The organism is Streptomyces lichenis (assembly GCF_023218175.1).
GTDB lineage: Bacteria > Actinomycetota > Actinomycetes > Streptomycetales > Streptomycetaceae > Streptomyces > Streptomyces lichenis.
In genome coordinates this window covers 126,491-152,744 of sequence record NZ_JALPTH010000006.1, presented here as the reverse complement: position 1 = coordinate 152,744, position 26,254 = coordinate 126,491, and the positions used below count along the sequence as shown (strand labels likewise).

Genomic DNA, 26,254 nt, shown 5'->3' with positions numbered 1-26,254 from the left:
AACCGGGCGCGGACGGAGGCGGAAACCGGGCCGCAGGCCGCGGGCGCGGGACCTGGGCGGTCAGCCGGCCGCGGACGGAGGCGAGGGCCGGGCCGCAGGCCGCGGGCGCGGGACCTGGGCGGCAGCCGGGCCGCGAGCGGGGGCGGAAACCGGGACGCGGACGGCAGCGGAAACCGGGCCGCAGGCCGCAGGCGCGGGACCTGGGCGGCAGCTGGGCCGCACACGCAGCCGGCGGCCCGTGGCGGGGCGCGGGCTCCGGGCCGTCCCCGCCGGTCTCCGTCCCTACTTCAGCACGCCGTCGGCCTGCCCCGTCGCGGCGTCCTTGGTGGCGGAGGCGGGGATGGGCCTGTCCTTGCGCAGGGCGTCCCACACCTGGCGGCTCTGCTTCTCCAGCGGCACCACGCGGTTGGGGTCGCTGGGGTCGTACTGCACCGGCAGGGTGACCATCCTGACGTCGTCGGCGCCCAGTCCGCGCAGCCCGCCGGCGAAGTCGGCCAGCTCCTTGACGGTGTCCAGCTCGGAGTCCGGGGTGATCGTCTTGGTGGCGGTGTCGGCGAGGTCCCAGAGCTTCTTGGGGTTGCTGAACACCCCGACCGAGCCGGCCTGCTCGATGAAGGCCTTCATGAAGGCCTGCTGGAGCTGGATGCGGCCCAGGTCGCTGCCGTCGCCGACGCTCTTGCGGGTGCGGACCAGGCCGAGGGACTGCTCGCCGTCCAGGGTGTGGGTGCCGGCCGCCAGATCCAGATGGCTCTTGCCGTCCTTGATCGGCTTGGTGGTGGTGACCTCCACCCCGCCGAGGTCGTCGATCAGCTTCTTGAAGCCGGTGAAGTCGACCTCGATGTAGTGGTCCATGCGGATGCCGGACATCTGCTCCACGGTCTTCACCGCGCAGGCGGGCCCGCCGGCCTCGAAGGCGGTGTTGAACATGGCGTGCGTCTGCCCGGGCGCGGTGGAGCCGTCGGCGGCCGTGCAGTCGGGGCGCTGGACGATGGTGTCCCGGGGGACGGAGACCACGCTGGCCTTCTTGTGGCCCTCGTAGAGGTGGACGATCATCGCGGTGTCGGAGCGGGCCGCGCCCTCGTCCTTGCCGTAGTCGCCGTTGGCCCCGGCCCGGGAGTCGGAACCCAGGACGAGGATGTCCATGGAGCCGTTGTCCACGTTCTGCGGGCGGTCGTCGCCGTTGAGCGCGGCGTTGATGTCCACGCTGTCGATGTTGCCGTTGAGCGTGTAGTACGCGTAACCGAGCCCGCAGCCGCCGACCAGGACCACACCGGCGGCCGACCAGGCGGCGACGCGAGCCGTCCGGCGCCCCTTGCCCAGCGGCCGGCGGCGGCGTCCGGTGGCGCGTATGCGGCTGCTCTTGCCCTTGTCGGCCATGCTCTCCCCAGTCCTTGCTGTTCCCACTACCCCCCGGCCGGGACAAGCGGACGCTGTCCGGCTTGTCAGACGGGTAAGCGGCCCTCAGGGTTGCACGGGCTCATAAGAGGCCCCGAAGAACGCGCGGCGCCCACCGGGTGGGCCCCGGTGGGCGCGATATGCGGCATGAGCTGCGGTTTCACCCGCTGAGAGGCGCCTGCGGCACATCGGCCGGCGACCGGTGGAGGTGGCGCATGTCGCACCTCTATCGCCTTCCGCCAGGCCCGCGCCTACTTCTTCAGCCGGATCGAGAAGGAGCACCGCAGCGACTGCGTGTACGTCTCCCCGCCCTGCCGGTAGCGGTACCGGCAGCTCGTGCCGTTCTTCTGGACCTTGCCGGTGATCTTCAGCTTGGCCATGTAGACGTAGTCACTGAGCTTGCGGGCCTTGACCGTGAACCCCTGGGAGTGGTCCTTCATCTGATCGAACTCCGGATTCCCTGGATCACCGTCCCGCAGAAGCAGGGGAATCCCCTCGGTGTCGTTCAGGTCGAATGCACCATAGCGGACGACTTCCAACCCCTCGGGAAGATCGGATATCTCAGCACCGACCACCCGAAGATCCTTGCCCGAGGCATTGGAAGGGAGGGGAAGGGCGAACCAGAAGGCATCCCCCTTCTCGGCGAATGAGTAACCGACGGTTCCGTTGGACTGATTTCCTCCGTCGAGGGCCACCCCCTCCCTCTCCTTCGACAGCGGGACAGAGCAGCCGAAGGAGAGGAGGCACATCAGCACCGATAGGGCTACAACTCTCTCAGTTCGAGTAGATGACACCCACGTGAGCACCGGGAGGCGCACTGTTACCCCAAATGTAGTGTTTCCTGCCAACTGAATCCGGAGACGCCGGCGGCACTGGACCCGATGGACGTCGATCCGCTTACCTTCCGGCACTTCCCGACATACTGAGGCCGACATCGACGGTGTTCGACAGCTTGGATGCGAACGCGGTTCGCGCGCCGGTGCGGGGACTCTTCGGCGCAGCGGTGATGTTGCCGGCACCGATGAGCGTGAACACCCGTCTCCGTTGTCGCGACGGTAGTGGCCGTCACGTCGAGGGCGCCGCCGTTGCCGTCTACCACCGCCTGCACCTCGGTCGGCAGTTTCGCGGGCAGGGTCAGTGACCACTCACCGTCCGCGTCAGTCGTCGCGGTGCCCAGATCGGGAAGATCGGTGGAGGATCACTGGCGCACCGAAGTAGGGCTTCTCGTCTCCGGCGCTGGAGAGACAGCGCGCCGCGCCGGCGAGGACGGTACCGCTCAGCCCGACAGCGACGTCTTCGTTCACGAGCGCGGCGGGAGATCCAACCGAGACTGGTGGTTTTCTCGGCATTGAGGAGATGCCCACTGCCGGACGGGCCCCAGTCCACATACCTCGTGAGGTTCATGGTCAGAGCTGCCGGAGATCCGGTGCCCACCTTCATCACCGGCGCTTTGGGACAGGCCACCGCCCACTGCGGAAGGCAGTGGGCGGTGGGGGCAGGGGTGGCGCGTTCTCAGCCGAACAGGTTGTACGCCTGCCAGCCGCTGCCGAAGGCGAGACGGGCGTTGAAGCCGCCGTTGCCCTTGCCGGGGTAGAGCCAGAGCTTGCCGGCGGTGTCGCGGGCGAGCACGTCGGCGTGGCCGTCGCTGTTGACGTCACCGGTGGTGACCAGGGCGTTCATGCTGCCGAAGGCGCCGACCAGCACGGGCGCCGCCCACGGCTTGGCGGCGACGCCGGTGCCCTTGTACAGGTAGGTCTTGCCGTCGCTCTTGCGGGCGAAGATGTCGGCCTTGCCGTCGGCGGTGAAGTCGCCGTGGCCGCGCACCATCGTGAAGGCGCCCCAGCCGGAGCCGACGCTCACCGGCGCGGCGAAGCCGCCGTCGCCCTTGCCGGGGTAGATCCGCATGATGCCGGTGGAGTCGACCGCGATCATGTCCGGCACCTCGTCGCCGGTGACGTCACCGGGGGCGAGGATCTGCTTGTGCTTGCTCCAGCCCTTGGCGACCAGCTTCCGCTGCCCCTCGCCGCCGTCCGGGCCGACGTGTTCCCAGTACACGTCGCCGCCGGCGCTCCGGTACAGCAGGTCCTGGATGCCGTCGCGGTCCAGGTCGGTCTGGAGGAGCAGGGTGAAGCCCTTGAAGCCGCCGAGGTTGTCGACGCGGGTCAGACCGGTGACCTTGGAGTGCCAACTGAACAGCGACTTGTCCGAGGTACGGCGGGCCAGCAGGTCAGCCGTGTGGTCCCCGCTCCAGTTGGTGTCGTCGACCCGGGACTGGATCGGCGCGGAGTACGTGGTGGCCTTGGCGTAGACCCCGAACTTGCCCTTGGCCGAGCAGTCCTGGTCGCCCCAGGAGACGATGCCGGCGAGCTTGCCGCCGACGACCAGCGGACCGCCGGAGTCGCCGTTGCAGGTGGTCTCCGAGGTGGCGTCGGACCCGGTGGGCGCGGCTCCGGCGCACAGCATGTGCCCCTTGATGAAGCCATCCGGGTACGCCGCCGCGCACGAGGCGTCGGAGACGATGTCGGCGTCGGCGACCTTCAGCTTCGGCGAGCCGCTGTCGAGGACGGTGGAGCTGGTGCGGCCCCAGCCGTACACCTTGCCGTCGCGGCCGGCCTGGTAGAGCGCGGAGTCGGTCGGCTGCGCCAGCGGCAGGATCTTCACGTTGCTCGGCACCGGGGTGTCCAGCGTGAGCACGGCGACGTCGTTGTCGAGCGAGTAGTCGTCGTGCAGCGGGTGGTGCCACTGACGGTAGGCGCCGATCGCCGTGCCCCCGTTCAGGCCGGTGGTCTGACCGGAGCTGGGCGGAGTCGCGAGTGTCCGGTCGGTGCCGACCACGACCACGCCCTTGTCGGACCACTTGACGCCCTTGACGCAGTGCGCCGCGGTGGCGATCTTCGTGGGGGCGATGACCGCGCCGCCGCAGAAGTAGCTGTCGCCCGCACCGTCCTCGTAGTAGAGCTGCGCCATCCACGGGGCCGCGGAGATGGTGGTGGTCGAACCGCCGATGATGCGGGCGCTCGGCTTGCCCTCGCCGCCGTCGGTGTTCTCCGCCGCGTCGCGGGCGGCGGCGTCCGGCTGCCGTACGAGGGAGCGCTGGTTCTTCGCACCGGCCTTCAGTATCTTGGCCAGCCGGGCGCTCAGCTCCTGCTGGGAGACCGGCGCGGGCTTCGACGGGCCGGCGCTGAGCTGCGGCGTCGCGCTGGCCTCGGCGGAGCCGGGGCCGGAGACGACGACGCCGACCCCGGTCAGTACGGCGACGGCGGCGAAGGCCGGCAGCGCGAGGCGCAGACGACGCTTGTGCCGGCCACCGCGGGTGCGTATCTGCACTCGGTAGTCCTTCGGTAGGCCCGGCAGGGCACGGCGCCCCGCCGGAGAACGTCTCTCGGACGGCGGGGCACGGCAAGCGTTGCGGGCAGCGCGGCTCGCGGGTCCCTCGGACCCTGCCGCCGCTGCGCAGTGGAAATCCCCCACCCGATCGGCTGATCATACGCGGACCGACCGGCCGTCTGACAGCGGGTTCGCAGGCTCGGGGCGCAGACGGGACCGCCCCGTCACCTCGGGGTGACGGGGCGGTCCGGTGTCGCGGACGGACGGGCTGCGTCAGTCGTTGTTGCCGTTTCCGGCCGACGGGGTCGTCTTCTGGATCTGCATCAGGAACTCGCCGTTCGACTTGTGCTGCTTCATCTTGTCCAGCAGCAGCTCGACGGCCTGCTGCTGGTCCAGGGCGTGCAGCACCCGGCGGAGCTTCCAGACGATGGCGAGCTCGTCGCTGCCGAGCAGGATCTCCTCCTTGCGGGTGCCGGAGGCGTCCACGTCGACGGCCGGGAAGATGCGCTTGTCGGCGAGCTTCCGGTCGAGCTTGAGCTCCATGTTGCCGGTGCCCTTGAACTCCTCGAAGATCACCTCGTCCATCCGGGAGCCGGTGTCGACCAGCGCGGTGGCCAGGATGGTCAGCGAGCCGCCGTCCTCGATGTTCCGTGCGGCACCGAAGAACCGCTTCGGCGGGTAGAGCGCGGTGGAGTCCACACCACCGGACAGGATGCGGCCGGAGGCGGGCGCCGCGAGGTTGTAGGCGCGGCCCAGGCGGGTGATGGAGTCCAGCAGGACGACCACGTCGTGGCCCAGCTCCACCAGGCGCTTGGCGCGCTCGATGGCCAGCTCGGCGACGGTGGTGTGGTCCTCGGCCGGGCGGTCGAAGGTCGAGGAGATGACCTCGCCCTTGACCGACCGCTGCATGTCGGTGACCTCTTCCGGACGCTCGTCGACCAGGACGACCATCAGGTGGCACTCGGGGTTGTTGCGGGTGATCGCGTTGGCGACCGCCTGCATGATCATGGTCTTGCCGGTCTTCGGCGGGGCCACGATCAGACCGCGCTGGCCCTTGCCGATCGGCGACACCAGGTCGATGATCCGCGTGGTCAGCACGCCCGGGTCGGTCTCCAGACGGAGCCGGTCCTGCGGGTAGAGCGGGGTGAGCTTGTTGAACTCCGGGCGGCCTCGGCCGGATTCGGCGGCCATGCCGTTGGCGGAGTCCAGCCGCACCAGCGCGTTGAACTTCTCGCGGCGCTCGCCCTCCTTGGGCTGGCGCACCGCGCCGGTGACGTGGTCGCCCTTGCGCAGCCCGTTCTTGCGGACCTGGGCCAGGGAGACGTACACGTCGTTCGGGCCGGGCAGGTAGCCGGAGGTCCGGATGAACGCGTAGTTGTCGAGGATGTCGAGGATGCCGGCGACCGGGATCAGCACATCGTCGTCGGAGACCTGCGGCTCGGCACCGAACTCGTCGCGCCCGCGGCGGCCGCGGCGGTCGCGGTACCGGCCGCGGCGCCCGCGGCGGCCGCCCTCGTCGTCGAAGTCGTCCTGCGGGCCGGACTGGCCGCCCTGCTGGCCGCCCTGGCGCTGCTGGCGCTGGCCGCCGCCGCCCTGCTGGTCGTCGCCCTTGCCGCGGCCCTGGCGGTCCTGGCGGTCGCGTTGCCGGTCCTGACGGTCCTGGCGGTCACGCTGACGGTCGCGCTGGCGGTCCCGGCGGGAACCCTCGGCACCGTCCTGCTGGCCCTCCTTGGCGCCGGGCTCGCCCTGGACCTCGGTCCGGGCCTCCGCGCGCACCTCGGTGCGGGTGTCGCCCTCGGGGGCGCCGGCCGGCGCGGTGGCGCGGCGGCGGCGGCGCTCGCCCGCGGGCTGCTCCTCGGCCTGCTCGACCGGGGCGGCGGCCTTGGGCGCGCCCTGCCCGGAGGGCTGGCCGGGAATCTCGATCTGCTGCTGGGCGGCGGCCTGCTCGGCGGCCTTGCCGGCCTGGGCCTCGCCCTTGGCGGCCTTCGCGGCGGCCTTGGCGGGCTTGTCGTCGCCCTTGGCGGCCTTGGCCTCCTCGCCCTCACCGGTGCGGGTGCGGGAGGTGGCGCGCCGCTTGGGCTTGGTCTCGGCGCCGGCCGCGGCGTCGGCGGCCTTCGGCGCGGAGGCGCCGCCGGAGGCCTGCGCCTCCTTGATGACCTCGATCAGCTGGCTCTTGCGCATCCGCGCGGTGCCCCTGATGCCGAGGCCCGACGCGACCTGCTGCAGCTCGGCCAGGACCATGCCCTCAAGGCCGGTGCCGGAGCGGCGGCGCCGTGAGGTGGTGCCAGTGGCAGCACCTTCGGCGGGCGCGGCGTTGTCGACGGTGGAGTCGGCAGTCACGCCCATCAGATCGGTGGTGTCGCTCACGAAGGGTCCTTCCCTGGAGCGGACGTCGGCCTTCTGGCTCGGCGACCGGTTGTGCTGTCCGACGGCGGTCCTCGATGGATGGACCGTGTCGGGGCGGTGGTCCCGCCGGGTACGGCGGAGGGAGATGACGTGCTGTCCGGCCCGAGGCCCCCTGCTCGGCCCTCTGCTCGGGATGAGCGAGGGGTGTCGCGCGCCGGTTCCGGAGCGTGCTCAAACTGCTCAGGCAGGCTGCACAGGCAGTGGAGGAGGCTCCCGGAAGAATGGTGGTCCCGGAAGGGGACACTCAGCACCGCGCCATGAAGGCAGCGGGTGCAGACTTGAGGTTAACACTACCGGCTCCAACAAACATTCCCCCTCTCCCACACCGGCAACCGTGCTCCTACGCGGCCAGCGGCAGCACACACGCCCCGGTGGCGTCGAGGGCCAGCCGGGTGGCGGCCCATTCCTCGCCCGCGAACCGCGCGACCTTGTCGGCGGTGCCCTCGTCGGCCAGCGCCAGCACGGTGGGGCCGGCGCCGGAGACCACCGCGGGCACGCCCTCGGCGCGCAGCCGGTGGACCAGGTCGAGGCTCTGCGGCATCGCCGGGGCCCGGTACTCCTGGTGGAGCCGGTCCTCGGTGGCGGCGAGCAGCAGCTCGGGACGCCGGGTCAGGGCCTCGACCAGCAGCGCGGCACGGCCCGCGTTGACCGCGGCGTCGACGTGCGGCACGGTGCGCGGCAGCAGGCCGCGGGCGGTCTCGGTGAGCACCGGCTTCCCGGGGACGAAAACCACCGGAACGACGGAATCGGACGGGTCCATCCTGATCGCACGGGCGGAGCCGCCGTCCGTCCAGGCCAGCGTGAAGCCGCCGAGCAGACAGGCGGCGACGTTGTCGGGGTGGCCCTCGATCTCGGTGGCGAGCTCCAGCAGCGCCGCGTCGTCGAGCCGGGCGTCACCGCCTGTCGTCACCGCGCGGGCGGCAACGATGCCGGCGCAGATCGCGGCGGAGGAGGAGCCGAGGCCCCGGCCGTGCGGGATGCGGTTGGCGCAGACGACCTCCAGGCCGCGCGGCTGTCCGCCGAGCAGGTCGAAGGCGGTGCGCAGGGAGCGTACGAGCAGATGGCTCTCGTCGCGCGGGAGCGTCTCGGCGCCCTCTCCGGCGATGTCGACGTGCAGCCCGGAGTCGGCGACCCGGACGACCACGTCATCGTAGAGCCCCAGCGACAGCCCGAGGGCGTCGAAGCCCGGGCCGAGATTGGCGCTGGTGGCGGGAACGCGCACCCGGACGGCGGCGGCGCGGAACGCGGGACCGGCCATCGGTCGGTGACTCTCCTTGGGGATCTGGCGGCAGTGCGGCGGGGATTTCGTCGGGGCCCGGCGGAGCCCCTTGCGTCGGCCGGTTGCGGCGGGACGCGGACGCACCGCGGCGTATGCGGCGGGACGGGTTCGGTACAGACTATCGAAGGAAGGTTCCGCGGCGACATAGGGCGCACAGGAGGCGCACGATGCGTGTCGCACCCCACCCCGTGCTTCCCGGCCGGACCGCCGTTTCCGGCCATCCGGAGGGTACGGCGCGAGTGCGCGATCACGCACCCGGAGCCCGCCGACCGGCGCGATCCCGACGGTACGGCGTACGGAGCCGGAGGCGGGGCGGGGGGCCCGTACGCAGCCGGTACGGGCACCCGCAGGCGTACGGGCCCGAGGGCGGCGGCCCCGTCGGGCGTACGGGCTCGGGGGCGGCCCCGCAGGCGTACGGGCCCAAGGGCGGCGGCCCGCAGGCGTACGGGCCCGAGGGCAGCAGCCCCGCAGGCGTACGGGCTCGGGGACGGGACCCCGTAGGCGTACGGGCCCGGGGCGGCCCCGTAGGCCTACGGGTCCGGGGGCGGTCCCTCGTACGCCACCGGCGCGCGTGGCGGGCCGGGGCGGGCCTGGCGTGCCGTCTCCGGCTCCCGGCCCGCCCGCGGGCCCCCTCAGACCAGCCCGAGCTTCTCCGCCGCCGCCGTGGCGTCGATCGGGACGGTGACCGGCTGGGGGGCGCCGGCGACGGCCCAGTCGGGGTCCTTGAGCCCGTTGCCGGTGACCGTGCAGACGATCTTCTGGCCCGGGTCGACCTTGCCCTGCTCGGCGGCCTTCAGCAGACCGGCGACCGAGGCGGCCGAGGCGGGCTCCACGAAGACGCCCTCCTGGGAGGCCAACAGCCGGTAGGCGCGCAGGATCTCACGGTCCGTCACCTCGTCGATGAACCCGCCCGACTCGTCCCGCGCGGCCAGCGCGTAGCTCCAGGAGGCCGGGTTGCCGATCCGGATCGCGGTGGCGATGGTCGAGGGGTCCTTGACCACCTCGCCGCGCACCAGCGGCGCCGAACCGGAGGCCTGGAAGCCCCACATACGCGGGGTGCGGGAGGAGACGCCGTCGGCGGCGTACTCCTTGTACCCCTTCCAGTACGCGGTGATGTTGCCCGCGTTGCCGACCGGCAGGACATGGATGTCGGGGGCGTCACCGAGCATGTCCACGATCTCGAAGGCGGCGGTCTTCTGGCCCTCGATACGGACCGGGTTGACCGAATTGACCAGCGCCACCGGGTAGTTGTCCGAGAGCGCGCGGGCCAGTGTCAGGCAGTCGTCGAAGTTGCCGTCCACCTGGAGGATCTTGGCGCCGTGCACCAGCGCCTGGCCCATCTTGCCCAGCGCGATCTTGCCCCGCGGCACGAGCACCGCCGACACCATGCCCGCGCGCACCGCGTACGCGGCCGCCGAGGCCGAGGTGTTGCCCGTGGACGCGCAGATCACGGCCTGCGCGCCCTCCTCCTTGGCCCGCGTGATCGCCATCGTCATGCCGCGGTCCTTGAAGGAGCCGGTGGGGTTGGCGCCCTCGACCTTCAGATGCACCTCGCAGCCCGTGCGCTCGGAGAGCACCTGCGCGGGTACAAGCGGCGTGCCGCCCTCGCGGAGGGTGACGACCGGCGTCGTGTCGGTGACCGGCAGCCGGTCCCGGTACTCCTCGATGATTCCGCGCCACTGGTGGGTCATTGCTGGTTACTCTCCTTCAACCCGCATGATGCTGGCGACACCGCGCACGGTGTCGAGCTTGCGCAGCGCCTCGACCGTCCCCGCGAGGGCGGCGTCGGGCGCGCGGTGGGTGACGACGACGAGGGAGGCCTCGCCGCCCTCGCGTCCCTCGGCGGTGGCACCGTCGGCACCGCCGCTGTCCCGCCCTTGCTGGCGGAGCGTGTCAATGGACACCCCGTGCTCGGCGAAGACGGTCGCGACCTGGGCGAGCACGCCCGGCCGGTCCTCCACGTCGAGGCTGATGTGGTACCGGGTGACGACCTCGCCCATGGAGCTCACCGGCAGCGCCGCGTACGCGGACTCGCCGGGTCCGGTGGCCCCGTTGACCAGGTTGCGGCAGACCGCGACCAGGTCGCCGAGCACCGCCGAGGCCGTCGGCGAGCCGCCCGCCCCGGGCCCGTAGAACATCAGCTGCCCGGCCGCGTCGGCCTCCACGAAGACCGCGTTGTAGGCGCCGCGCACCGAGGCCAGCGGGTGGCTGAGCGGGATCATCGCCGGGTGGACGCGGGCGGTGACCGAGCCCCCGTCGGCGGCCCGCTCGCAGATGGCGAGCAGCTTGATGGTGCAGCCCATCCGCTTCGCCGAGGCGAAGTCCGCGGCCGTCACCTCGGTCATGCCCTCCCGGTAGACGTCGTCCAGCCGCACCCGGGTGTGGAAGGCGATCCCGGCCAGGATGGCGGCCTTGGCGGCGGCGTCAAAGCCCTCGACGTCCGCCGTCGGGTCGGCCTCGGCGTACCCGAGCGCGGTGGCCTCGTCCAGGGCCTCGCTGTACCCGGCGCCGGACCCGTCCATCTTGTCCAGGATGAAGTTGGTGGTGCCGTTGACGATGCCGAGGACCCGGTTGACCTTGTCCCCGGCGAGCGACTCGCGCAGCGGCCGGATCAGCGGAATGGCACCCGCCACCGCCGCCTCGTAGTAGAGATCCCGCCCGGCCGCCTCCGCCGCGGCGTGCAGCGCGGCCCCGTCCTCCGCGAGCAGCGCCTTGTTGGCCGACACCACCGAAGCCCCGTGCTCGAAGGCGGCGGTGATCAACCCCCGAGCCGGCTCGACACCCCCGATGACCTCCACCACCACGTCGATGTCCCCGCGTTTGACCAGCGCGGTGGCATCGGTGGTGATCAGCTCCGCGGGGATGCCCGCGCGGACCTTGGAGGGGCGGCGGACGGCGACCCCGGCCAGTTCGACCGGGGCCCCGATACGGGCGGCGAGGTCGTCGGCATGCGTCGTCATGATGCGCGCCACCTCTGAGCCGACCACTCCACAGCCCAGCAGCGCCACCTTCAGCGGACGCGTACGCATCATCCGACACCCTTCACTTCTTCACTACGTCGGCGGCCTGTCCCGGCCCATCACAGCGGCATCCAGTCTCACTCACCGGACGTGCATTTCCCCCCTACGTCCGGATTATGAGACGTATCTTTCACCAAGCGGCCCGCCCACCGCCAAGCCTTCCCTCACCCGACATCGAGACGAAGCAAATCCTCCTCCGTCTCCCGCCGTACGATCACCCGCGCCTCCCCGTCCTTGACGGCGACGACCGGCGGCCGCAGCGCATGGTTGTAGTTGCTGGCCATCGACCGGCAGTACGCCCCGGTGGCGGCGACCGCGATCAGGTCCCCGGGCGCCAGGTCGGCGGGCAGGAAGGCGTCCCGTACGACGATGTCACCGCTCTCGCAGTGCTTGCCGACCACCCGGCTGAGCATCGGCGCGGCGTCCGAGGTCCGCGACACCAGCGCGACGGTGTACTCCGCGTCGTACAGGGCGGTGCGGATGTTGTCCGACATCCCGCCGTCCACGCTGACATAGGTGCGCAGCCCCTCCAGCGGCTTGACCGTCCCCACCTCGTACAGCGTGAACGCCGTCGGCCCCACGATGGCCCGCCCCGGCTCCACCGAGATCCGCGGCGTCCGCAGCCCCGCGCTCTCGCACTCCCTGGTGACGATCTCCCTGAGCGCCTTGGCGATCTCCTGCGGCTCCCGCGGATCATCGTCCGCGGTGTAGGCGATCCCCAACCCACCCCCCAGATCGATCTCCGGCAGCTCCACCCCGTGCTCATCCCGGATCTGCCCCAGCAACTGCACCACCCGGCGGGCGGACACCTCAAATCCCGCCATGTCGAAAATCTGCGAGCCGATATGCGAGTGGATCCCGATGAGCTCCAGCCCGTCCAGCGTCAGTGCCCGCCGCACCGCCTCCGCCGCCTGCCCACCCGCCAGCGCCAACCCGAACTTCTGGTCCTCGTGCGCCGTCGCGATGAACTCATGCGTATGCGCCTCGACGCCCACCGTCACCCGGATCTGCACCCGCTGCCGCACACCCAGCTCCCGCGCGACATGCGCCACCCGCACGATCTCCTGGAACGAGTCGAGCACGATCCGCCCGACCCCCGCGCGCACCGCCCGCTCGATCTCCCGCACGCTCTTGTTGTTGCCGTGCAGCGCGATCCGCTCGGCCGGCATCCCCGCGGCGAGCGCGGTGGCCAACTCCCCCTCCGAGCAGACGTCCAGGTTGAGCCCCTCCTCGTACAGCCACCGCACCACGGCCCGGGACAGGAACGCCTTGCCCGCGTAGAACACATCGGCATCCGCCCCGAACGCCGCCACCCACCCCCGGCACCGCTCCCGGAAATCGTCCTCGTCCAGGAAGTACCCCGGCGTCCCGAACTCCTCCGCGAGCCGGGTCACCGGAACCCCACCCACCTCCACCACCCCGTCGGCGTTGCGCCGAACAGTCCGAGCCCAGACCTTCCCCTCCAGCTGGTTGAGATCAGCAGGCGGCGCCGAGTAATGCCCCTCAGGCAGAACGTCCCCGTGGCGGGGCCCGGCGGGATGTGCGGAACGGCTCATATCACTCTCACTACGGTCACAGGTGACCCGACGGTCACAGGTGGTCAGGTGCGCTCACGCCGAGCAGGGCCAGGCCGCCGGCCAGCACCGTCCCGGCGGCCTCGGCAAGGGCGAGCCGGGAGCGGTGGGCGGCCGAGGGTTTCTCCTCCCCCATGGGCAGCACCCCGTGCTGGAAGTCCAGCAGCGCATCCGCCACCGCCTCCAGCGCCCGAGCCACCCGATCCGGCGCCCGCAACCGCGCGGCCGCCTCCAGCACCCCCGGATACTCCACGATCAACCCACCCAACCGCGCACCGCCGATCTCGTCCCCGGCCCACTCCCCCGCGAATCCCCACTCCGCGGCGTTCCGCACCAGCGCCCGAGCCCGGGCATGCGCATACCGCACCACAAACAGCGGATTGGATTCCCCCTGTACGAGCAGAGGTGGTCCATCCAGCACCCGGTCCCCCGCCGCCGGCCGCAGCAGCGCCCACTGACACGCGTCCGCACCCAACCCCCTCGGGTCATAGTGCGCACCCCGCACCACCACCGAGACGTCCTTCCCCTCCCGCACCCTCACATCCGCCCCCTGGGCGGCCAGCAGCCCCCGCACCGCCTCCGCATACACCCGCTCCCGCACCCCACCCCCATGCACCAGCTCGACGTCCTCTCCCCGCATCCCCTCCCCGAACCCATACCGCACCCCTCGCACCCCCACCTCACGCAGCGCCGCCCCAACCCCACTCCCCGCCCCGTCCACCGTGACATTCAAGAACCCCGGCCCGGTGACATCCACCCGCCCGATCCCCGGCTCACCCCTCAGCGCGGACGACAGCACCTCCGCCACCGCCAGCGGCGCCATCCCGGCGTCCCGCGCCAGCCGCAGCGCCGCATTGGTCGCCCAGTCCCCGCACCCGCCGGCCCGCGGCCGCTCCACCACCACCCGCTCCGGCACCGCGACCCCCCGCGGCAACGCACCCTCGTCCACCGCGCGACGCACAGCGCGCAGCACGGTCACAGAGAGATCGGCGGGGGTCACAACTCCAGCCTAGGGGAGAAGGAGGCGCACCAAGGAACGGGTTTCGCCATCCGGTCACCCACTCCATTGACCAGCGGAAACACTTCCTCCGCTCAGCCGCCCGGCCCGCCCCCGGCACCGCCACCCGTCCAGGGCTGCCCACCTCCGTGGCTGCCCTCCAGCGGAGGCTCCGGCTGCCGGTTCACCAGCCGCCGGACCAGCGCCACCAGCTCCTCCGGATCGAACGGCTTCGCCAGGTACCCGTCGATGCCGACCTCCCCCACGGCCTCCCACTCCGCCTCCCCCGGCGTGCAGGCACTGACGATCGCCACCGGAAGGTCCCGCGTCCGGGGGTCGTCCCGCAGCATCCGCGCGGTCCGCAGCCCGTCGAGCCCCGGCATCACCACATCGAGCGTGATGGCGTCCGGCCGCACCTCGTGCACCACCGCCAGGCACTCGGCACCATCGGCCGCGGTCACGACCTCGAAGCCCTCCAGCTCCAGGTTGACCCTGATCAACTGCCGGATGACCCTGTTGTCGTCCACGACGAGCACCCGGCCGGACACGCCTGACACAACTCGAGAGTAGGACCCGCCCCACCCCTGCGTCCCGGTTTTCCCCACTTCCACCCCCACCGGTCCCCTCGCCCCACACCCCCGCCCACCCCCGCCCCCACCCCTCCCCCACGCCCGGAAATACCTGTTCACGGGCACCCCGTGGGAGCTGGTAGTGTTCTACCCGTCGCCGAGCAACACGGCGAACGCCCCCGTAGCTCAGGGGATAGAGCAACGGCCTCCGGAGCCGTGTGCGCAGGTTCGAATCCTGCCGGGGGCACTTCGCAGGAAGTGCCAAGGGACCCCGACACCAGCGGAAGCGCTGAGGTCGGGGTCTTTGCGTATGCGTGCGTAGGGTCGGGCCGGGGCGGAGGCTCAGCAGCGGCAGCCGTGGGGGAGGCGGATGGGGGCGTGGGTGCGCATCACTGCCTGTTCCTCGGCTGACAGGGACGGGAGGCTCTGGGCGAGGACGTCGAAGTAGCGATGGCCGCGCCAAGCCTCGTAGTCGCCCACGACGAAGAGACGCCGACGTGCGCGGCTGACGGCCACGTTGAGCAGGTTAGGGGTCGACGCCGCCCAGTTGCGGGGGCCGGATCGGCCTCCCGCACCGAGGACGACGAGGACAACGTTCGCTTCCTTGCCCTGGGTGGTGTGCACCGTGCCGATCCGCTCACGCGGGACCACCCGGCACAGGCTGCGACTGAGCCCGGCCACGACGTCGCGGAAGGGGCTGATGACGAAGATTTCCGTGGGATCGAGGCCCTGGTCCATCAGCCGATGGACGATGACGTTGGCCGCCTCGCCTTCCGCCGGGCTCCACTTCCCCTCCGATGCGCCGGCGGGGACGTGCCACCACACGCTGCGGCGTGCCACCGCGTAGTCATCGGAGCGAGTGACCCCGTGCACCATGAGGCCCTCGTAGGCGATGTCGTTGCTGATGCTGAACCTCGGGTCGTCGCAGCGGCGATGCACACGTAGCGGAGATCCGACCCACACCCGGTCGGCGTCTCCGCCCTCCGATGCGGGCAGGAAGGTTCCGTAGGGGTTCAGCCGGTCCGCCACTCGTTGCGCCGAAGTCCGGGACGGAGACCACTCCTCGGCGACGCCGTACGTCCGGCGGAGTGCTTCCTGCCCGGTGTGCGGGAGGGTGACGACCGGCTCCAGAGCTGGAGCGGGTCTCCCACGATGACCGCGCGCCGGGACCGCCACAGGGCTCCGACCGGCATCTGCGCGGTCGCCTGGCCTGCCTCGTCGATGAGCATCCAACCAAGCGCGCCCGGACCGAGACCGGTGAACATCCGGTCCAGGGACGCGAAGGTGGTGGAGATTACCGGGACGGCAAGGAAGAGGTTCTGCCACGCCGCCAGCACCGTCGTCGGCGGGAGTGTGTTCGGTGCGTCGCCGCACAGGACGTCCATGGCCGCGTCCAGGTTCTTGCGCATGCGGTCGGCGGCACCGAGGAGGAACGCCCGGTGCAGGTCCATGGCGGCGAGGAAGAGTCGCGTACGGGCACGGGTGAACTCCGGATCGGACCAGGGCGAGGAAAGCTCCCGGGCGTCCTCCGGGGTGCGCCCGTCCGCCTCCTCGAGACCCGGCAGGTGACGGCCCCAGCGCTGAACGGCGTCCTGGACGGTCTGCTCCACCGCGGTGGCCCGAGCCTGCGCACCGGCGAACTCCTCGTGCAGCCTCGTCTGTTCCGCGCGGGAGGCCCGTTCGGCTCGCTCACCGGCCTCCACACGGCGGACGGTGTCGTCGAGGGCCGTGCGGGCCTGCCCGACCGCGTCCGCCAGCAGCCGGTGTTCACCGTCCCAGGCTCGTCGGGCCCCTCCCAAGGAGAACACTCCCGCCAGGACACCGGGTCTGGTCTCCTCATGCCTCGCGAGCAGCCCGGCCCGGCTTTCGAGGGCCGCCTGGGCCGCCCAGCACGCGGTGCGGTCCTGGGCCAGCGGTACCTGCGCGGCTCGCACCGCCTGGTCTGCCGCGTCCCTGGCGCGGCGCAGATGCTCCACGGGCGCCCAGCGTTCCTCGTACTCGTCGATGGCATCGCAGGCGCGCCGGCGCTCGTCCTGCAACCGCACTACGGCGCTGCGGGCGTCGCGGAAGTGCCGCACGGACCGGTGCCAGTCGGCCTGGCTGGGCCCCTGCGCCGCTGCTTGTTTCAGCAGTTCACGCATACCGACGATCTCTTCGGCGGGCAGCTCGGCTCCGGCTCCGTCCCGCGCACGCCCGGTCCGCCGAGTCGGGCCGAACCAGTAGGCGTTCCGGAAGTCCTGCCGGTTGGCCTTGTTGCCGAGGCGGGCCGCGAGTGTCCCCCAGGCGGGTGCTCCGTCGAGGAGCAGTCCACCCTGCTCGGGGAAGAACGAGGCCTGGCTCTGCCATTCCTCGGCGATGGACGCGGTGGCGGGCAGCTCCATGGAGACGTTCTCGACCGCCCCGTTGTTGGCCGACGCGGTGACCATCTCGTCACCGGTGAGTTCCGGCCTGAGCGGCTGCAACGAGCGGGGGAAGCTGCCCGTGCTCCAGCGCAGCGGTGCCCCCTGGAAGGCGTCCTCGGGGCGTCGGAGGTCGGCGAGCCGTTCGGCCCGCCGCACCAGCACGGCCGCGATGAGGTCGCGCAGCTGCGTGGTCTTGCCTGTTCCGGGCGGCCCGTTGACCGCGTAGAGGCCTTCGCTGTCGGCGAGCCGCTCCAGAATGGTGTTGACGGCGAACTGCTGGCTGAGCACCAGGGGATGCGCGGTCCTGGCCGGCCAGCGCCCCAGCGGGAAGCGGCCCGGTCGCACCCCTGCGAGGACCACGCCCGGATGCTCGCGCAGGTCGATCCGGTCCTCCGTCCGGATCGCGTGGGTGGCGGTCAGGTAGTCGCGCAGGGCCTGCCCCGGGTCCTCCGCGGTCAGTCGCCGCGCGATGAGGTCGAGGTCCGCGGCGATGAAGCTGTTGAGGAAGTCCGAGCCGCCCGCCCTGCCGACTTTGCGCTTGGACACCAGCCGGGTCTGCACCCGCACCGCGTGGGGCCGCAAGTCCTCCGCCACGTCGAAGCGGTCGGCGAGCCACCGGGTGAGGGCGGAGAGCTCCCGGGTGGTCAGGGGCTTGTCTCCGAGCTTGGGCGCCTCGTCGTCCCCGTCCGCCGCCCGGACGTTGCCTTCGTCCTCACCGCCCGGCAGGTCCGGAACGAACTCCTGGACAGCCCGCAGCGCGCCGTCGGCGAGGAGTCCGGCCGCGGAGTCCCCCAGAAGCGGCGGGACCGCGGGTACGAGCGCCCCTCCCAGGGCGCCGAGAGCGACCCGGCAGAGCAGTCCCGCGAACGGGACAGAGGAGCCCGGGGCAAGATCGACGGTGTCGAGCTTCCCGTCGCCGAGTGCCAGGACGGTGCGCTCGCAGTCCTCCGCCTCCTCCTCGAAGCCATCGAGCCACGAGCGTGCGCGGGGCCCGGGCTTGCGAGCGCGGCCGGTTGCCCACGCGCACGCGGAGAAGGTGAGTGAGTCCTGGATCAACAGGCCTTCGTCGGTGACTTCGAACGCGAGCATCGCGCTGTCGCCGTCGAGCCGTCCGTCGTGCTCCTCCTCGCTGCCGCCGAACACGTCGAGGAGCACATCTCGTACGGACGCGACGGAGTACACACCGCAGTAGACGACGTGCTGCCGTTCCATGTTCCGGTCGACCCGAACACGACGAACCGGGTGCCCGTGTTCCCAGGGCAGCGGGGCTCCCGCGTCGACCGCGTACATCCCGGCTCGCGGCGCGACCTTCCCCACCTTCTGCGGGCTGAACATCTCCACCGCGCGCCAGTAGCGCACGATGTCAGCCCTACGACTCCGTTCGCTGCGCGCCGACATCCGTACTCCCCTGCCTCCGTGCCAGACCGATCACCCTAGCGACGGCGCGTCACCCTGCGGGAGGGCTGCCCTCCGTCCGCCGGGGCGCGCGGTCAGCCGCATCACCATGGTCGGAGGCACAGCTCACGGTGGTAGGCGACGAATTCCGGACTGATCACGTGTTCGGGGTTGATTCTGAGTCGTTCCCACCTGCGCTCCCCAGTCCCCGTCAAGTGGACCGACCAGTCCTCGTCGATGTAGAGGCCGAACCTGTCGAACTGACGGTGGTGGTTGGGACAGAGGCAGAGCATGTTGTCCAGGGTGTCGGTGCCGTCGTGCGGGCGCCCCAGGCCCTGGATGTGGGCGGCTTCGCTGATCAGGCCGTCCCGCGTCTCCAGTACTTCGTCGCACACCTGGCACCGATGACCGTAGAGTTCCTTGACCTGCGCGGGCAGGTCCCGGTCGCGGTCCGGCCGGGAGACAGTGGAGGGACGGCGACCAACGGGGCCGGGCCCGGACGAGTCGTCGCGGCCCTCACCACTGGCGCTCAGGTAGCCCCCGAGGCCGGTGCGCTCGAGCAGCGCCGTCTTGTCCACCTCGGTGCTGTCGAAGTGTTCGGACATCAGACGGGAGACCGCACGGGCCCGGGTTCGTGCCCTCTTCAGAAGCCGGGCGGCATCGCTGCTCAGGCCGGCCCGCGCTCCGGCCGCGCTCAAGGCGCCGGGCGAAGGCGCGGCGCCATCGACATCGACACCCTGGACTTCCCACAGCCTGCTGTTGCGAAGGTGCCAGAACGGGCACTCCGGTGTCCGTGCCTCACCTGCACCACCGAACTCGTCGAGGAGAGGACCGACCTCGTTCTCGAACTCATCCCAGGGAGTCATTCGCTCCCGTCCCGCGGTCAGCCGCCCGACAGCCCACAGCAGAGCGAGCGGTTTCTGGCGGGCGGGCCCATCGGGTGCGGTGTCGGTCCTAAGAGCCGTGATCGCTTGCAGAAGTGCCTGCTGGTCGAGGCCGGACCCCGTGGCGCGGCGGTCCGGACCGGTGGAGCGCTGGCCCGGGACGACCGCCAGCTCCCTGCCGAGGAGCGCATCAATGCGGGTCGCCTTGTCGCCGACCTGCCGGCTGAGCCCCTGGACCCAGGACTTCCTCCACTCGAGCTCTCCGGTGAGTTCCGACACCAGCAGGTCGGTCTCCACGACATCGTCGACCGCGTACATGTGCTCCCAGGCCCTGCCCAGCTTGTCCAGGCCCCAGATCTTCTCCGCCAAGGCGCGGTTGCGGAAGGCCAAAACGACCCTGGCACGGGCGATGACCTTCTTCTCGGAGATGAACAACACCTCGTCACCGGGCCGGATGCTGTCGATCGCCTTGTTCTTCGCGCGTCCACCCGTCGTGGACCATGTCGACCCCCAGAACCGGGCAGGCCGTCCCTGGTAGAGCGTCCCAAGGTCTTCCGCCTCGGGCCCTAGCAGCTGCGCGTACTCGGGATCGGCAAGGTCGACGCCCCGCTCGATCGAATGGGCGTAGTGGGTCGGTCCTCCGTTGATCGCGCGCCCGATCGGCTGCAGCAGCCACTCGCCGGTCGTCACCACGTCGGGTCGTACGGTGCTCTCCGCCTGCGTCATGCACTCCCCCTCCATCGCGATCACATTAGTCACACAGTCAGACAATGCGAGGGCCGGGTGTTTGCTCTGAACCATTCTGGTTGCGCCGCAGCCGTCACAAGGGCGGACATGCGGTCTGATTCAGTGCGACAAGCCGCAGAATGCGGAGAAGAACTCCTGGTTATGTCCGGCGGGTGAGTTCCGCGGCGCCGAAGGAGACGTCGAAGCGGTCGCACCAGATGGTGACGCTGGTGTAGTCGGCGGGGTCGGTGCCGGTGGGGAGGGGGTAGTTCTGGTCGCCCTTGTTGCCTTTGAGCTTGCCCAGGCTGAGGTGCTTGCCGTCGTCGAAGACGAACCAGCCGGCTCGGCCCTTCTTGACGGGAGCGTCGGTGAGCCAGACGCGGAGGTCGGGGCCGCTGCTGGTGTCCAGGCCCTCCAGGCGTACGACGTGTGAACCGTCGCCGAGGCGGACGAGCTTGGCGGTGCCGGAGGTGGTGTGCTCGTGGCTGATGAGGTCGCCGGTCGCCAGGGTCCGGGGAGGGGTGGGGGTGGAGGTGGAGCCGGGGGTGGTGGGGGCGGTGGCCTCGGGGAGGGCTTCGTGGAGGGTCTCGTCCTGCCACAGCTTCCAGGGCTGGAACCAGTACATCCCGAGGCCGGCGGCGGCGAGGGCCACCACCAGCGCGGTGATGGCCCATGGCCTGCTCGGTATCTTGCGCATGCGGTCCCCCTGTGACTGCTGAGTGCCGGGTGTTGTGAGGGGGCAACGTGGGAGGGGGTGGGAAGGTGCCCGAGGGGGGCGCGGTCCCGGGGAGGCGTGTGGGGGGCGGGTTAGGCTGGCGGGATGAGGGGGACCGAGAGCGTGCTGCGTGCGGTCAGCGACCTGCATGTGTCGTATGCGGACAACCGGGCGATCGTGGAGAAGCTGGAGCCCGGCTCGCCGGGTGACTGGCTGATCGTGGCGGGGGACGTCGGGGAGCGGTTCGAGGACGTCGAGTGGGTGCTCGGGCTGCTGCGGGACCGGTTCGAGCAGGTGGTGTGGGCGCCTGGGAACCATGAGTTGTGGACGGTGGAGAAGAAGGACGAGGGGAAGGGGGGTTCGCTGGGGCTGCGGGGGGTGGCGCGGTATGAGGCGCTGGTGGAGATGTGCCGGCGGCTGGGGGTGCTGACGCCGGAGGACCCGTACCCGGTGTGGACCGGCGCGGGCGGGCCGGTGCGGATCGCGCCGCTGTTCACGTTGTACGACTACTCCTGGCTGGCGCCGGGGACGTCAACGGTGGAGGAGTCCCTGGCGTACGCCCATGAGACGGGTGTGGTGTGCACGGACGAGTTCTATCTGCACCCGGACCCGTACGCGTCGCGGGCGGAGTGGTGTGCGGCGCGGGTGGCGGAGAGCGAGCGGCGGCTGGCGGAGGTGGCGGGCGATCTGCCGCTGGTGCTGGTCAACCACTGGCCGCTGGTGCGGGAGCCGACCAGGATCATGACGTACCAGGAGTTCGCGCAGTGGTGCGGGACGGAGCGGACGGCCGACTGGCACACCCGGTTCGGGGTGGAGGCGGTGGTCTACGGCCATCTGCACATCCCCCGGCGGACGGTGTACGACGGGGTGCGGTTCGAGGAGGTCTCGCTCGGCTATCCGCGCGAGTGGCGCCGGTTCGGGCTGCGGGAGGACCTGGCGCGGCAGATCGTGCCGGCGCGGGATGTGCCGGACGAGGTCGCGGGGAGGGTGGGGGCGTGATCGAGGAGCTGCTGCCGGTGGGTGTGGTGAGCGTCCACACTTTCGGGGATCGGCTGGAGACGCCGCTGTTTCCGGAGGAGGAGGCGGTGATCGCTCGGGCCGTCGCCAAGCGGCGGGTCGAGTTCACCACGGTGCGCGCGTGTGCGCGGGAAGCCCTGGCGAAGCTCGGCTACCCGCCGGCGCCGCTGTTGCCCGGGGAGCGGGGGGCGCCCGGCTGGCCGGACGGTGTCGTGGGCAGCATGACGCACTGCGCGGGCTACCGCGCCGCCACGGTGGCGCGGGTCGGCGATGTGGCCGCGCTGGGTATCGACGCGGAGCCGGACGCACCCGTACCGGAAGGGGTGTTGGAGGCCATCGCCCGCCCGGAGGACCTGACGGCCATGGCCGCCCTGCCGGCGGGCGGACCGGCCTGGGACCGGGTGCTGTTCAGCGCCAAGGAGTCCGTGTACAAGGCGTGGTTCCCGCTGGCCCGGCGGTTCCTGGACTTCCAGGAGGCCTCGGTGGCGATCCTGGCGGACGGCACCTTCGAGGCGCGGATCCTGGTGCCGGGGCCGGAGTTGCTGGGCCGGCCGCTGACCGGGTTCTCCGGGCGGTGGATGGCGAAGGGCGGGCTGGTGCTGACGGCGATCGCGGTGGAGGGGGCAGGGGAGGGGTAGGGGTGGCCCTCCGGTGGGCGGGATGCCCCCGGTGGGCGGGATGCCTTGGCTGGGGGGCGGGGTGCCCTCCGGTGGGCGGGGTGCCCTGGCTGGGGGGCGGGGTGCCTCCGGCGCGGACGGCCGGCGGGGTGCCTGCGTTCGGCGCCCCGTCGCGGCGGCCTCAGGTGCGGGCCGCTGCCAGGTGGCGGGAGAGCTCTTCGACGCTCTGGAAGGTGGCGCCCAGCAGGGAGACGTGCTTCCAGCGCAGGATGGAGTCGGCGTCGACCAGGAAGACCGCCCGGCGGAGGCCGATGCCGGGGGCGGTGATGCCGAAGGAGCGGGCCACCGTGCGGTCGGGGTCGGCGAGCAGGGGCATGCGCAGGCCGTGCCGGCGGGCGAAGGACTCATGGCTGTCCACGCCCTGCGGGCTGATGCCCCAGACCTGGGCCCCGAGGTCGGTGAACGCCTCCAAGCCGGAGGAGTAGGAGCACAGCTGCCGGGTGCAGACGGAGGTGTCGTCCCCGGGGTAGAAGGCGAGCACCAGCAAAGTGCCCTGCTCGGCGGAGAGGGTGTAGTCGCGGCGCTGGAAGTCGCCGTCGGCCAGGACACCGCCGGAGAGGGTGAAGTCGGGGACGGGGGAGCCGACTTCGGGGGACTTGGGCATGGGGTCTCCATTCGCGAAGCGCCGCGCGCGGCGGCGCGCACCGGGCCGATACGGGTGCGGGGGCGTACGGGACCAGTGTGCGGTTCCCGTGGCGGTGCGCCGGTACGGAGGTCGGTACGAGGGGGCGGGTCGCGAAGGATTCGGAGTGGGGGGTGGGGCGGATTGGATCGGTCGGTCTGGGGACTGGGTGGGCCCGGCGGGTTCAGGAGGCGCGTTTGCGGCCGGACTTGGCGGCGGGCTTGGTCGGGGACGCGGACTCGGACTTGGCGGCGGCCTTCTTGGCGGTGGTCTTGGCCGCCGACTTCTTCGCGGTCGACTTGGAGGCGGAGGCCGCCTTCTTGGCCGCCGTCTTGCCGGTGGACGAGCCGCTGCCGGAGGCGGACTTGGGCTCCTTGGGCTTGGCGGGGGCCTTCTTGGCGCGGGAGGGGGTGGCGGGCTTCTCCGGCTCGCGGGAGGGGAGTTCGGTGACCGAGGCGCCCTCCTGGGTGCCCTCCTCCTCGCCGCGTGCCTCGCGGGCCGCCCGTACGCTGCTCTCCAGGGCGGCCATCAGGTCGATGACCTGGCCGCCGCGCTCGCCCTTGGGGGCGGGGGTGGGCTCCTCGACGCCCTCGGCCTTGGCGGCGATCATCTGCTCGACCGCCTCCCGGTAGTCGTCGTGCAGTGAGTCGAGGTCCACCTCGCCGAGGGTGTTCATCAGCGCGTCGGCGAGGTCGAGTTCGGCGTCGCGCACCGTGACGTCGGTCTCCGGGGCGACGCCCTCGGGGCGGCGGATCTCGTCCGGCCAGAGCAGCCCGTGCATCACGATCACCTCGTCGACGACCCGCAGCATGCCCAGCCGCTCCCGCCCGCGCAGGGCGAACTTGGCGATGGCCACGCGGTCGCTGCGCTTGAGCGCCTCGCGCAGCAGGGTGTACGGCTTGGCCGCCGGCACCCCGTTGGCGGAGAGGTAGTAGGCGGTGTCCATCTGCATGGGGTCGATCTCGGAGGCCGCCACGAAGGAGACGATCTCGATGGTCTTGGCGGTCGGCAGCGGCAGGGCGGCCAGATCGTCGTCGGTGATCGGGATCATGGTGCCGTCGGCTTCCTCGTACGCCTTGCCGATCTCCGCCGAGGTCACCTCCTCGCCGTCCAGCTCGCACACCTTGCGGTAGCGGATGCGGCCGCCGTCCTCGACGTGCACCTGACGGAAGGAGATGGAGCGGTTCTCGGTGGCGTTCACCAGCTTGATGGGGATGCTGACCAGGCCGAACGAGATCGCGCCGTTCCAGATGGATCGCACTTTCATCCCTTTCGGGTGGGGGATGGTTTGTACGGTTTTATGGGATTCTCATCTTATGACGCCGATCACGGAGGTGGAGGGGCGGCGGCTGGCCCTCAGCAACCTCGACAAGGTCATCCATCCGGCCACCGGGACGACCAAGGGCGAGCTGCTGCACTACTACGCCACCGCCGCGCCCCGTCTCCTCCCCCATCTGCGGGACCGGCCGCTCTCCTTCCTGCGCTATCCGGACGGCCCGGACGGGCAGCTGTTCTTCACCAAGAACCCGCCGCCCGGCACGCCCGACTGGGTGAGGGTCGCCCCGGTGCCCCGTTCCGACGACCCCGGCGCGCACCAGGTGCTGGTCGAGGACCTGCCCTCGCTGATGTGGGCGGCGAACCTGGTGGCCGAGCTGCACACCCCGCAGTGGCGGGCCGCCGCCCCCGCGATCGCCGACCGGCTGGTGCTGGACCTGGACCCGGGGGCGCCGGCGACCGTGGTGGACTGCTGCCGGGTCGCCCTGTGGCTGCGGGAGCGGCTCGCGGCCGACGGGCTGGAGGCGTACGCCAAGACCTCCGGCGCCAAGGGCCTGCATCTGTACGCGGCGCTGGAGCCGGCGCCCTCGGAGCGGGTCTCCGCCTACGCACGGCGCCTGGCGCGGGAGGCGGAGGCGGAGCTGCCGGGTGAGGTCGTCCACCGGATGGCCAAGGCGCTGCGGCCCGGCAAGGTCTTCGTGGACCACAGCCAGAACGCCGCCACCAAGACCACGGCCGCCCCCTACACCCTGCGGGCCCGTCGCTTGCCTGCCGTCTCGGCGCCGGTGACCTGGGAGGAGGTCGGCGCCTGCCGGGACGCCGAGCGGCTGGTGTTCCTGCCCGCCGATCTGCCGGCGCGGTTCGAGCGGTACGGGGATCTGCTGGCCCCGCTGCTCGACCCGGAGCGCGCGGGACGGCTGCCGTGAGGGGGCTCGGGCCCCTGGCGCCGCCGGTGCGGGTCGCGCTGGCCGAGACGGTGGGCGTCCTGCCGCGTGAGGCGGGACTGGCGTACGAGCCGAAGTTCGACGGGCACCGGATGGTGGTGTTCCGGACGGGCGGGGTGAGGGGGAGGGAGGGGGGTGTGGTGCTTCAGGCGCGGTCGGGGCGGATCGTGACCGGCGCGTTCCCCGATCTGGCGGCGGCGGCGCGGCGGCTGCCGGAGGGGACGGTGCTGGACGGGGAGGTGGTGGTGTGGCGGGAGGGCAGGATCGACTTCGCCGCGGTGCAGGGGCGGGCCGCCGCCACCCCGGGCCGGGCGCCGCTACTCGCCGAGCGGCTGCCGGCCTCGTACGCCGCCTTCGATCTGCTGGGGGTGGGCGGCGAGGATCTGCGGTCCCTGCGGTACTCGGTGCGGCGGGAGGGGCTGGTGGGGCTGCTGGGGGGACTGGGGCCGCCGATCCAGCCGGTACCGATGACCACCGACCCGGAACTGGCCGCCACCTGGTTCGAGACACTGCCGGGGATCGGGGTGGAGGGGCTGGTCGTCAAGCGGCTGGACCAGCCGTATCGGCCGGGCGTACGGGCCTGGCGCAAGCTGCGGCACACCGACACCCAGGAGGCGGCGGTGGTCGGCTTCACCGGGCCCGCCGAGCGCCCGGTCTCGCTGGTGGTGGTGCTGCCGGACGACGACACACCGGTGGTGAGCAGCCCGCTGCCGCCCGCGCTCCGGGCCGGTGCGGGGGCGGTGCTGCGCGGGCGGCCGACCGGCGGGGAGGCCACCGCGATGGCGGTGGGGCTCGGCGATGTGGCGTACCGCGAGGTGGAACCGGGCCTGCTGGCGGAGGTGGCGACGGGCACCACCCGGCACACCGTGACCACCGTGCTGCGGCTGCGGGGGCCGGAGGGTGACCCGCCCGGGCGCGGGCCCGTCGGCTGACCGGGGACGGGCGGGGATGGTTTTCGGCCAGGTGCGGCACCCCGTGCCGACTCGCGGAAAAGCCGTTGAAAGGTGTCCGATTGCCGGGGCATCGCTCT

At 71.8% G+C, this 26,254-nt stretch carries 20 protein-coding genes and 1 tRNA gene; 5 read left to right on the top strand and 16 right to left on the bottom strand.

From position 1 onward, the window contains the following. Positions 1-282 precede the first annotated feature (282 nt). The 10 genes from M1O15_RS08615 to M1O15_RS08570 form a co-directional block, all read right to left on the bottom strand. The gene (locus tag M1O15_RS08615; RefSeq protein ID WP_248632672.1) at positions 283-1,377 is read right to left on the bottom strand and encodes an LCP family protein; all 1,095 of its coding nucleotides are present in this window, start codon (positions 1,375-1,377) and stop codon (positions 283-285) included. 269 nt (positions 1,378-1,646) lie between these two features. Then, positions 1,647-2,090 (bottom strand): hypothetical protein, encoded by a 444-nt coding sequence (locus tag M1O15_RS08610; RefSeq protein ID WP_248632671.1) that lies wholly within the window; start codon positions 2,088-2,090, stop codon positions 1,647-1,649. 817 nt (positions 2,091-2,907) lie between these two features. Further along, a complete protein-coding gene (locus M1O15_RS08605) occupies positions 2,908-4,722 on the bottom strand; it encodes a trypsin-like serine protease (RefSeq protein WP_248632670.1) in 1,815 nt (604 codons plus the stop codon). Positions 4,723-4,995: 273 nt separating this feature from the next. Then, on the bottom strand, positions 4,996-7,089 hold the full coding sequence (gene rho, locus M1O15_RS08600; protein WP_248632669.1) for a transcription termination factor Rho: 2,094 nt from the start codon (positions 7,087-7,089) through the stop codon (positions 4,996-4,998). Positions 7,090-7,468: 379 nt separating this feature from the next. Beyond that, complete coding sequence (gene thrB, locus M1O15_RS08595; RefSeq protein WP_248632668.1) at positions 7,469-8,386, bottom strand: homoserine kinase; 918 nt, start codon at positions 8,384-8,386, stop codon at positions 7,469-7,471. 653 nt (positions 8,387-9,039) lie between these two features. Beyond that, positions 9,040-10,098: a threonine synthase gene (thrC, locus tag M1O15_RS08590; protein ID WP_248632667.1), complete on the bottom strand. Its 1,059-nt coding sequence runs from the start codon at positions 10,096-10,098 to the stop codon at positions 9,040-9,042. A gap of 6 nt (positions 10,099-10,104) precedes the next feature. Further along, positions 10,105-11,436, bottom strand: coding sequence for a homoserine dehydrogenase (locus M1O15_RS08585; protein ID WP_248632783.1), 1,332 nt, complete (start codon positions 11,434-11,436; stop codon positions 10,105-10,107). Between the two features lie 155 nt (positions 11,437-11,591). Then, the gene (gene lysA / locus M1O15_RS08580; RefSeq protein WP_248632666.1) at positions 11,592-12,983 is read right to left on the bottom strand and encodes a diaminopimelate decarboxylase; all 1,392 of its coding nucleotides are present in this window, start codon (positions 12,981-12,983) and stop codon (positions 11,592-11,594) included. Positions 12,984-13,017: 34 nt separating this feature from the next. Next, positions 13,018-14,001, bottom strand: a complete 984-nt coding sequence (nrtL, locus tag M1O15_RS08575) for an ArgS-related anticodon-binding protein NrtL (RefSeq protein ID WP_248632665.1) — start codon at positions 13,999-14,001, stop codon at positions 13,018-13,020. Between the two features lie 92 nt (positions 14,002-14,093). Continuing rightward, on the bottom strand, positions 14,094-14,609 hold the full coding sequence (locus M1O15_RS08570; RefSeq protein WP_248632664.1) for a response regulator: 516 nt from the start codon (positions 14,607-14,609) through the stop codon (positions 14,094-14,096). 133 nt (positions 14,610-14,742) lie between these two features. Here M1O15_RS08570 and M1O15_RS08565 point away from each other — a divergent pair. Further along, positions 14,743-14,814 (top strand) — tRNA-Arg (locus M1O15_RS08565). 95 nt (positions 14,815-14,909) lie between these two features. Here M1O15_RS08565 and M1O15_RS08560 read toward each other — a convergent pair. The 4 genes from M1O15_RS08560 to M1O15_RS08545 all read right to left on the bottom strand — a co-directional run bounded on the left by M1O15_RS08560 (position 14,910) and on the right by M1O15_RS08545 (position 20,671). After that, positions 14,910-15,596 carry a DEAD/DEAH box helicase gene (locus tag M1O15_RS08560; protein ID WP_248632663.1) on the bottom strand — a complete coding sequence of 229 codons (687 nt, stop codon included), beginning with the start codon at positions 15,594-15,596 and terminating at the stop codon, positions 14,910-14,912. Continuing rightward, a complete protein-coding gene (locus tag M1O15_RS08555; protein WP_248632662.1) occupies positions 15,581-18,328 on the bottom strand; it encodes a hypothetical protein in 2,748 nt (915 codons plus the stop codon). The genes M1O15_RS08560 and M1O15_RS08555 overlap by 16 nt, the downstream gene beginning before the upstream one ends. A 140-nt stretch (positions 18,329-18,468) precedes the next feature. Beyond that, the gene (locus M1O15_RS08550; RefSeq protein WP_248632661.1) at positions 18,469-19,974 is read right to left on the bottom strand and encodes an HNH endonuclease; all 1,506 of its coding nucleotides are present in this window, start codon (positions 19,972-19,974) and stop codon (positions 18,469-18,471) included. Between the two features lie 160 nt (positions 19,975-20,134). Next, positions 20,135-20,671, bottom strand: coding sequence for a DM13 domain-containing protein (locus M1O15_RS08545; RefSeq protein WP_248632660.1), 537 nt, complete (start codon positions 20,669-20,671; stop codon positions 20,135-20,137). 123 nt (positions 20,672-20,794) lie between these two features. Here M1O15_RS08545 and M1O15_RS08540 point away from each other — a divergent pair, with 123 nt between their 5' ends. Both M1O15_RS08540 and M1O15_RS08535 read left to right on the top strand, forming a co-directional pair. After that, a complete protein-coding gene (locus tag M1O15_RS08540; RefSeq protein WP_248632659.1) occupies positions 20,795-21,688 on the top strand; it encodes a metallophosphoesterase family protein in 894 nt (297 codons plus the stop codon). Next, positions 21,685-22,344, top strand: coding sequence for a 4'-phosphopantetheinyl transferase family protein (locus M1O15_RS08535; protein ID WP_248632658.1), 660 nt, complete (start codon positions 21,685-21,687; stop codon positions 22,342-22,344). Before M1O15_RS08540 ends, M1O15_RS08535 begins: the two co-directional genes overlap by 4 nt. A gap of 160 nt (positions 22,345-22,504) precedes the next feature. Here the strand turns inward: M1O15_RS08535 and M1O15_RS08530 are convergent, their stop codons facing one another. Together M1O15_RS08530 and ku are read right to left on the bottom strand one after the other, a co-directional pair. Next, positions 22,505-22,987, bottom strand: coding sequence for a peroxiredoxin (locus tag M1O15_RS08530; RefSeq protein WP_248632657.1), 483 nt, complete (start codon positions 22,985-22,987; stop codon positions 22,505-22,507). Positions 22,988-23,189: 202 nt separating this feature from the next. Further along, positions 23,190-24,266 (bottom strand): non-homologous end joining protein Ku, encoded by a 1,077-nt coding sequence (ku, locus tag M1O15_RS08525; RefSeq protein ID WP_248632782.1) that lies wholly within the window; start codon positions 24,264-24,266, stop codon positions 23,190-23,192. A gap of 55 nt (positions 24,267-24,321) precedes the next feature. Here ku and ligD point away from each other — a divergent pair, with 55 nt between their 5' ends. Beyond that, positions 24,322-25,206, top strand: a complete 885-nt coding sequence (gene ligD / locus M1O15_RS08520) for a non-homologous end-joining DNA ligase (RefSeq protein WP_248632656.1) — start codon at positions 24,322-24,324, stop codon at positions 25,204-25,206. Continuing rightward, positions 25,203-26,156, top strand: a complete 954-nt coding sequence (locus M1O15_RS08515; protein ID WP_248632655.1) for an ATP-dependent DNA ligase — start codon at positions 25,203-25,205, stop codon at positions 26,154-26,156. The genes ligD and M1O15_RS08515 overlap by 4 nt, the downstream gene beginning before the upstream one ends. The last annotated feature ends 98 nt before the right edge of the window (positions 26,157-26,254 follow it).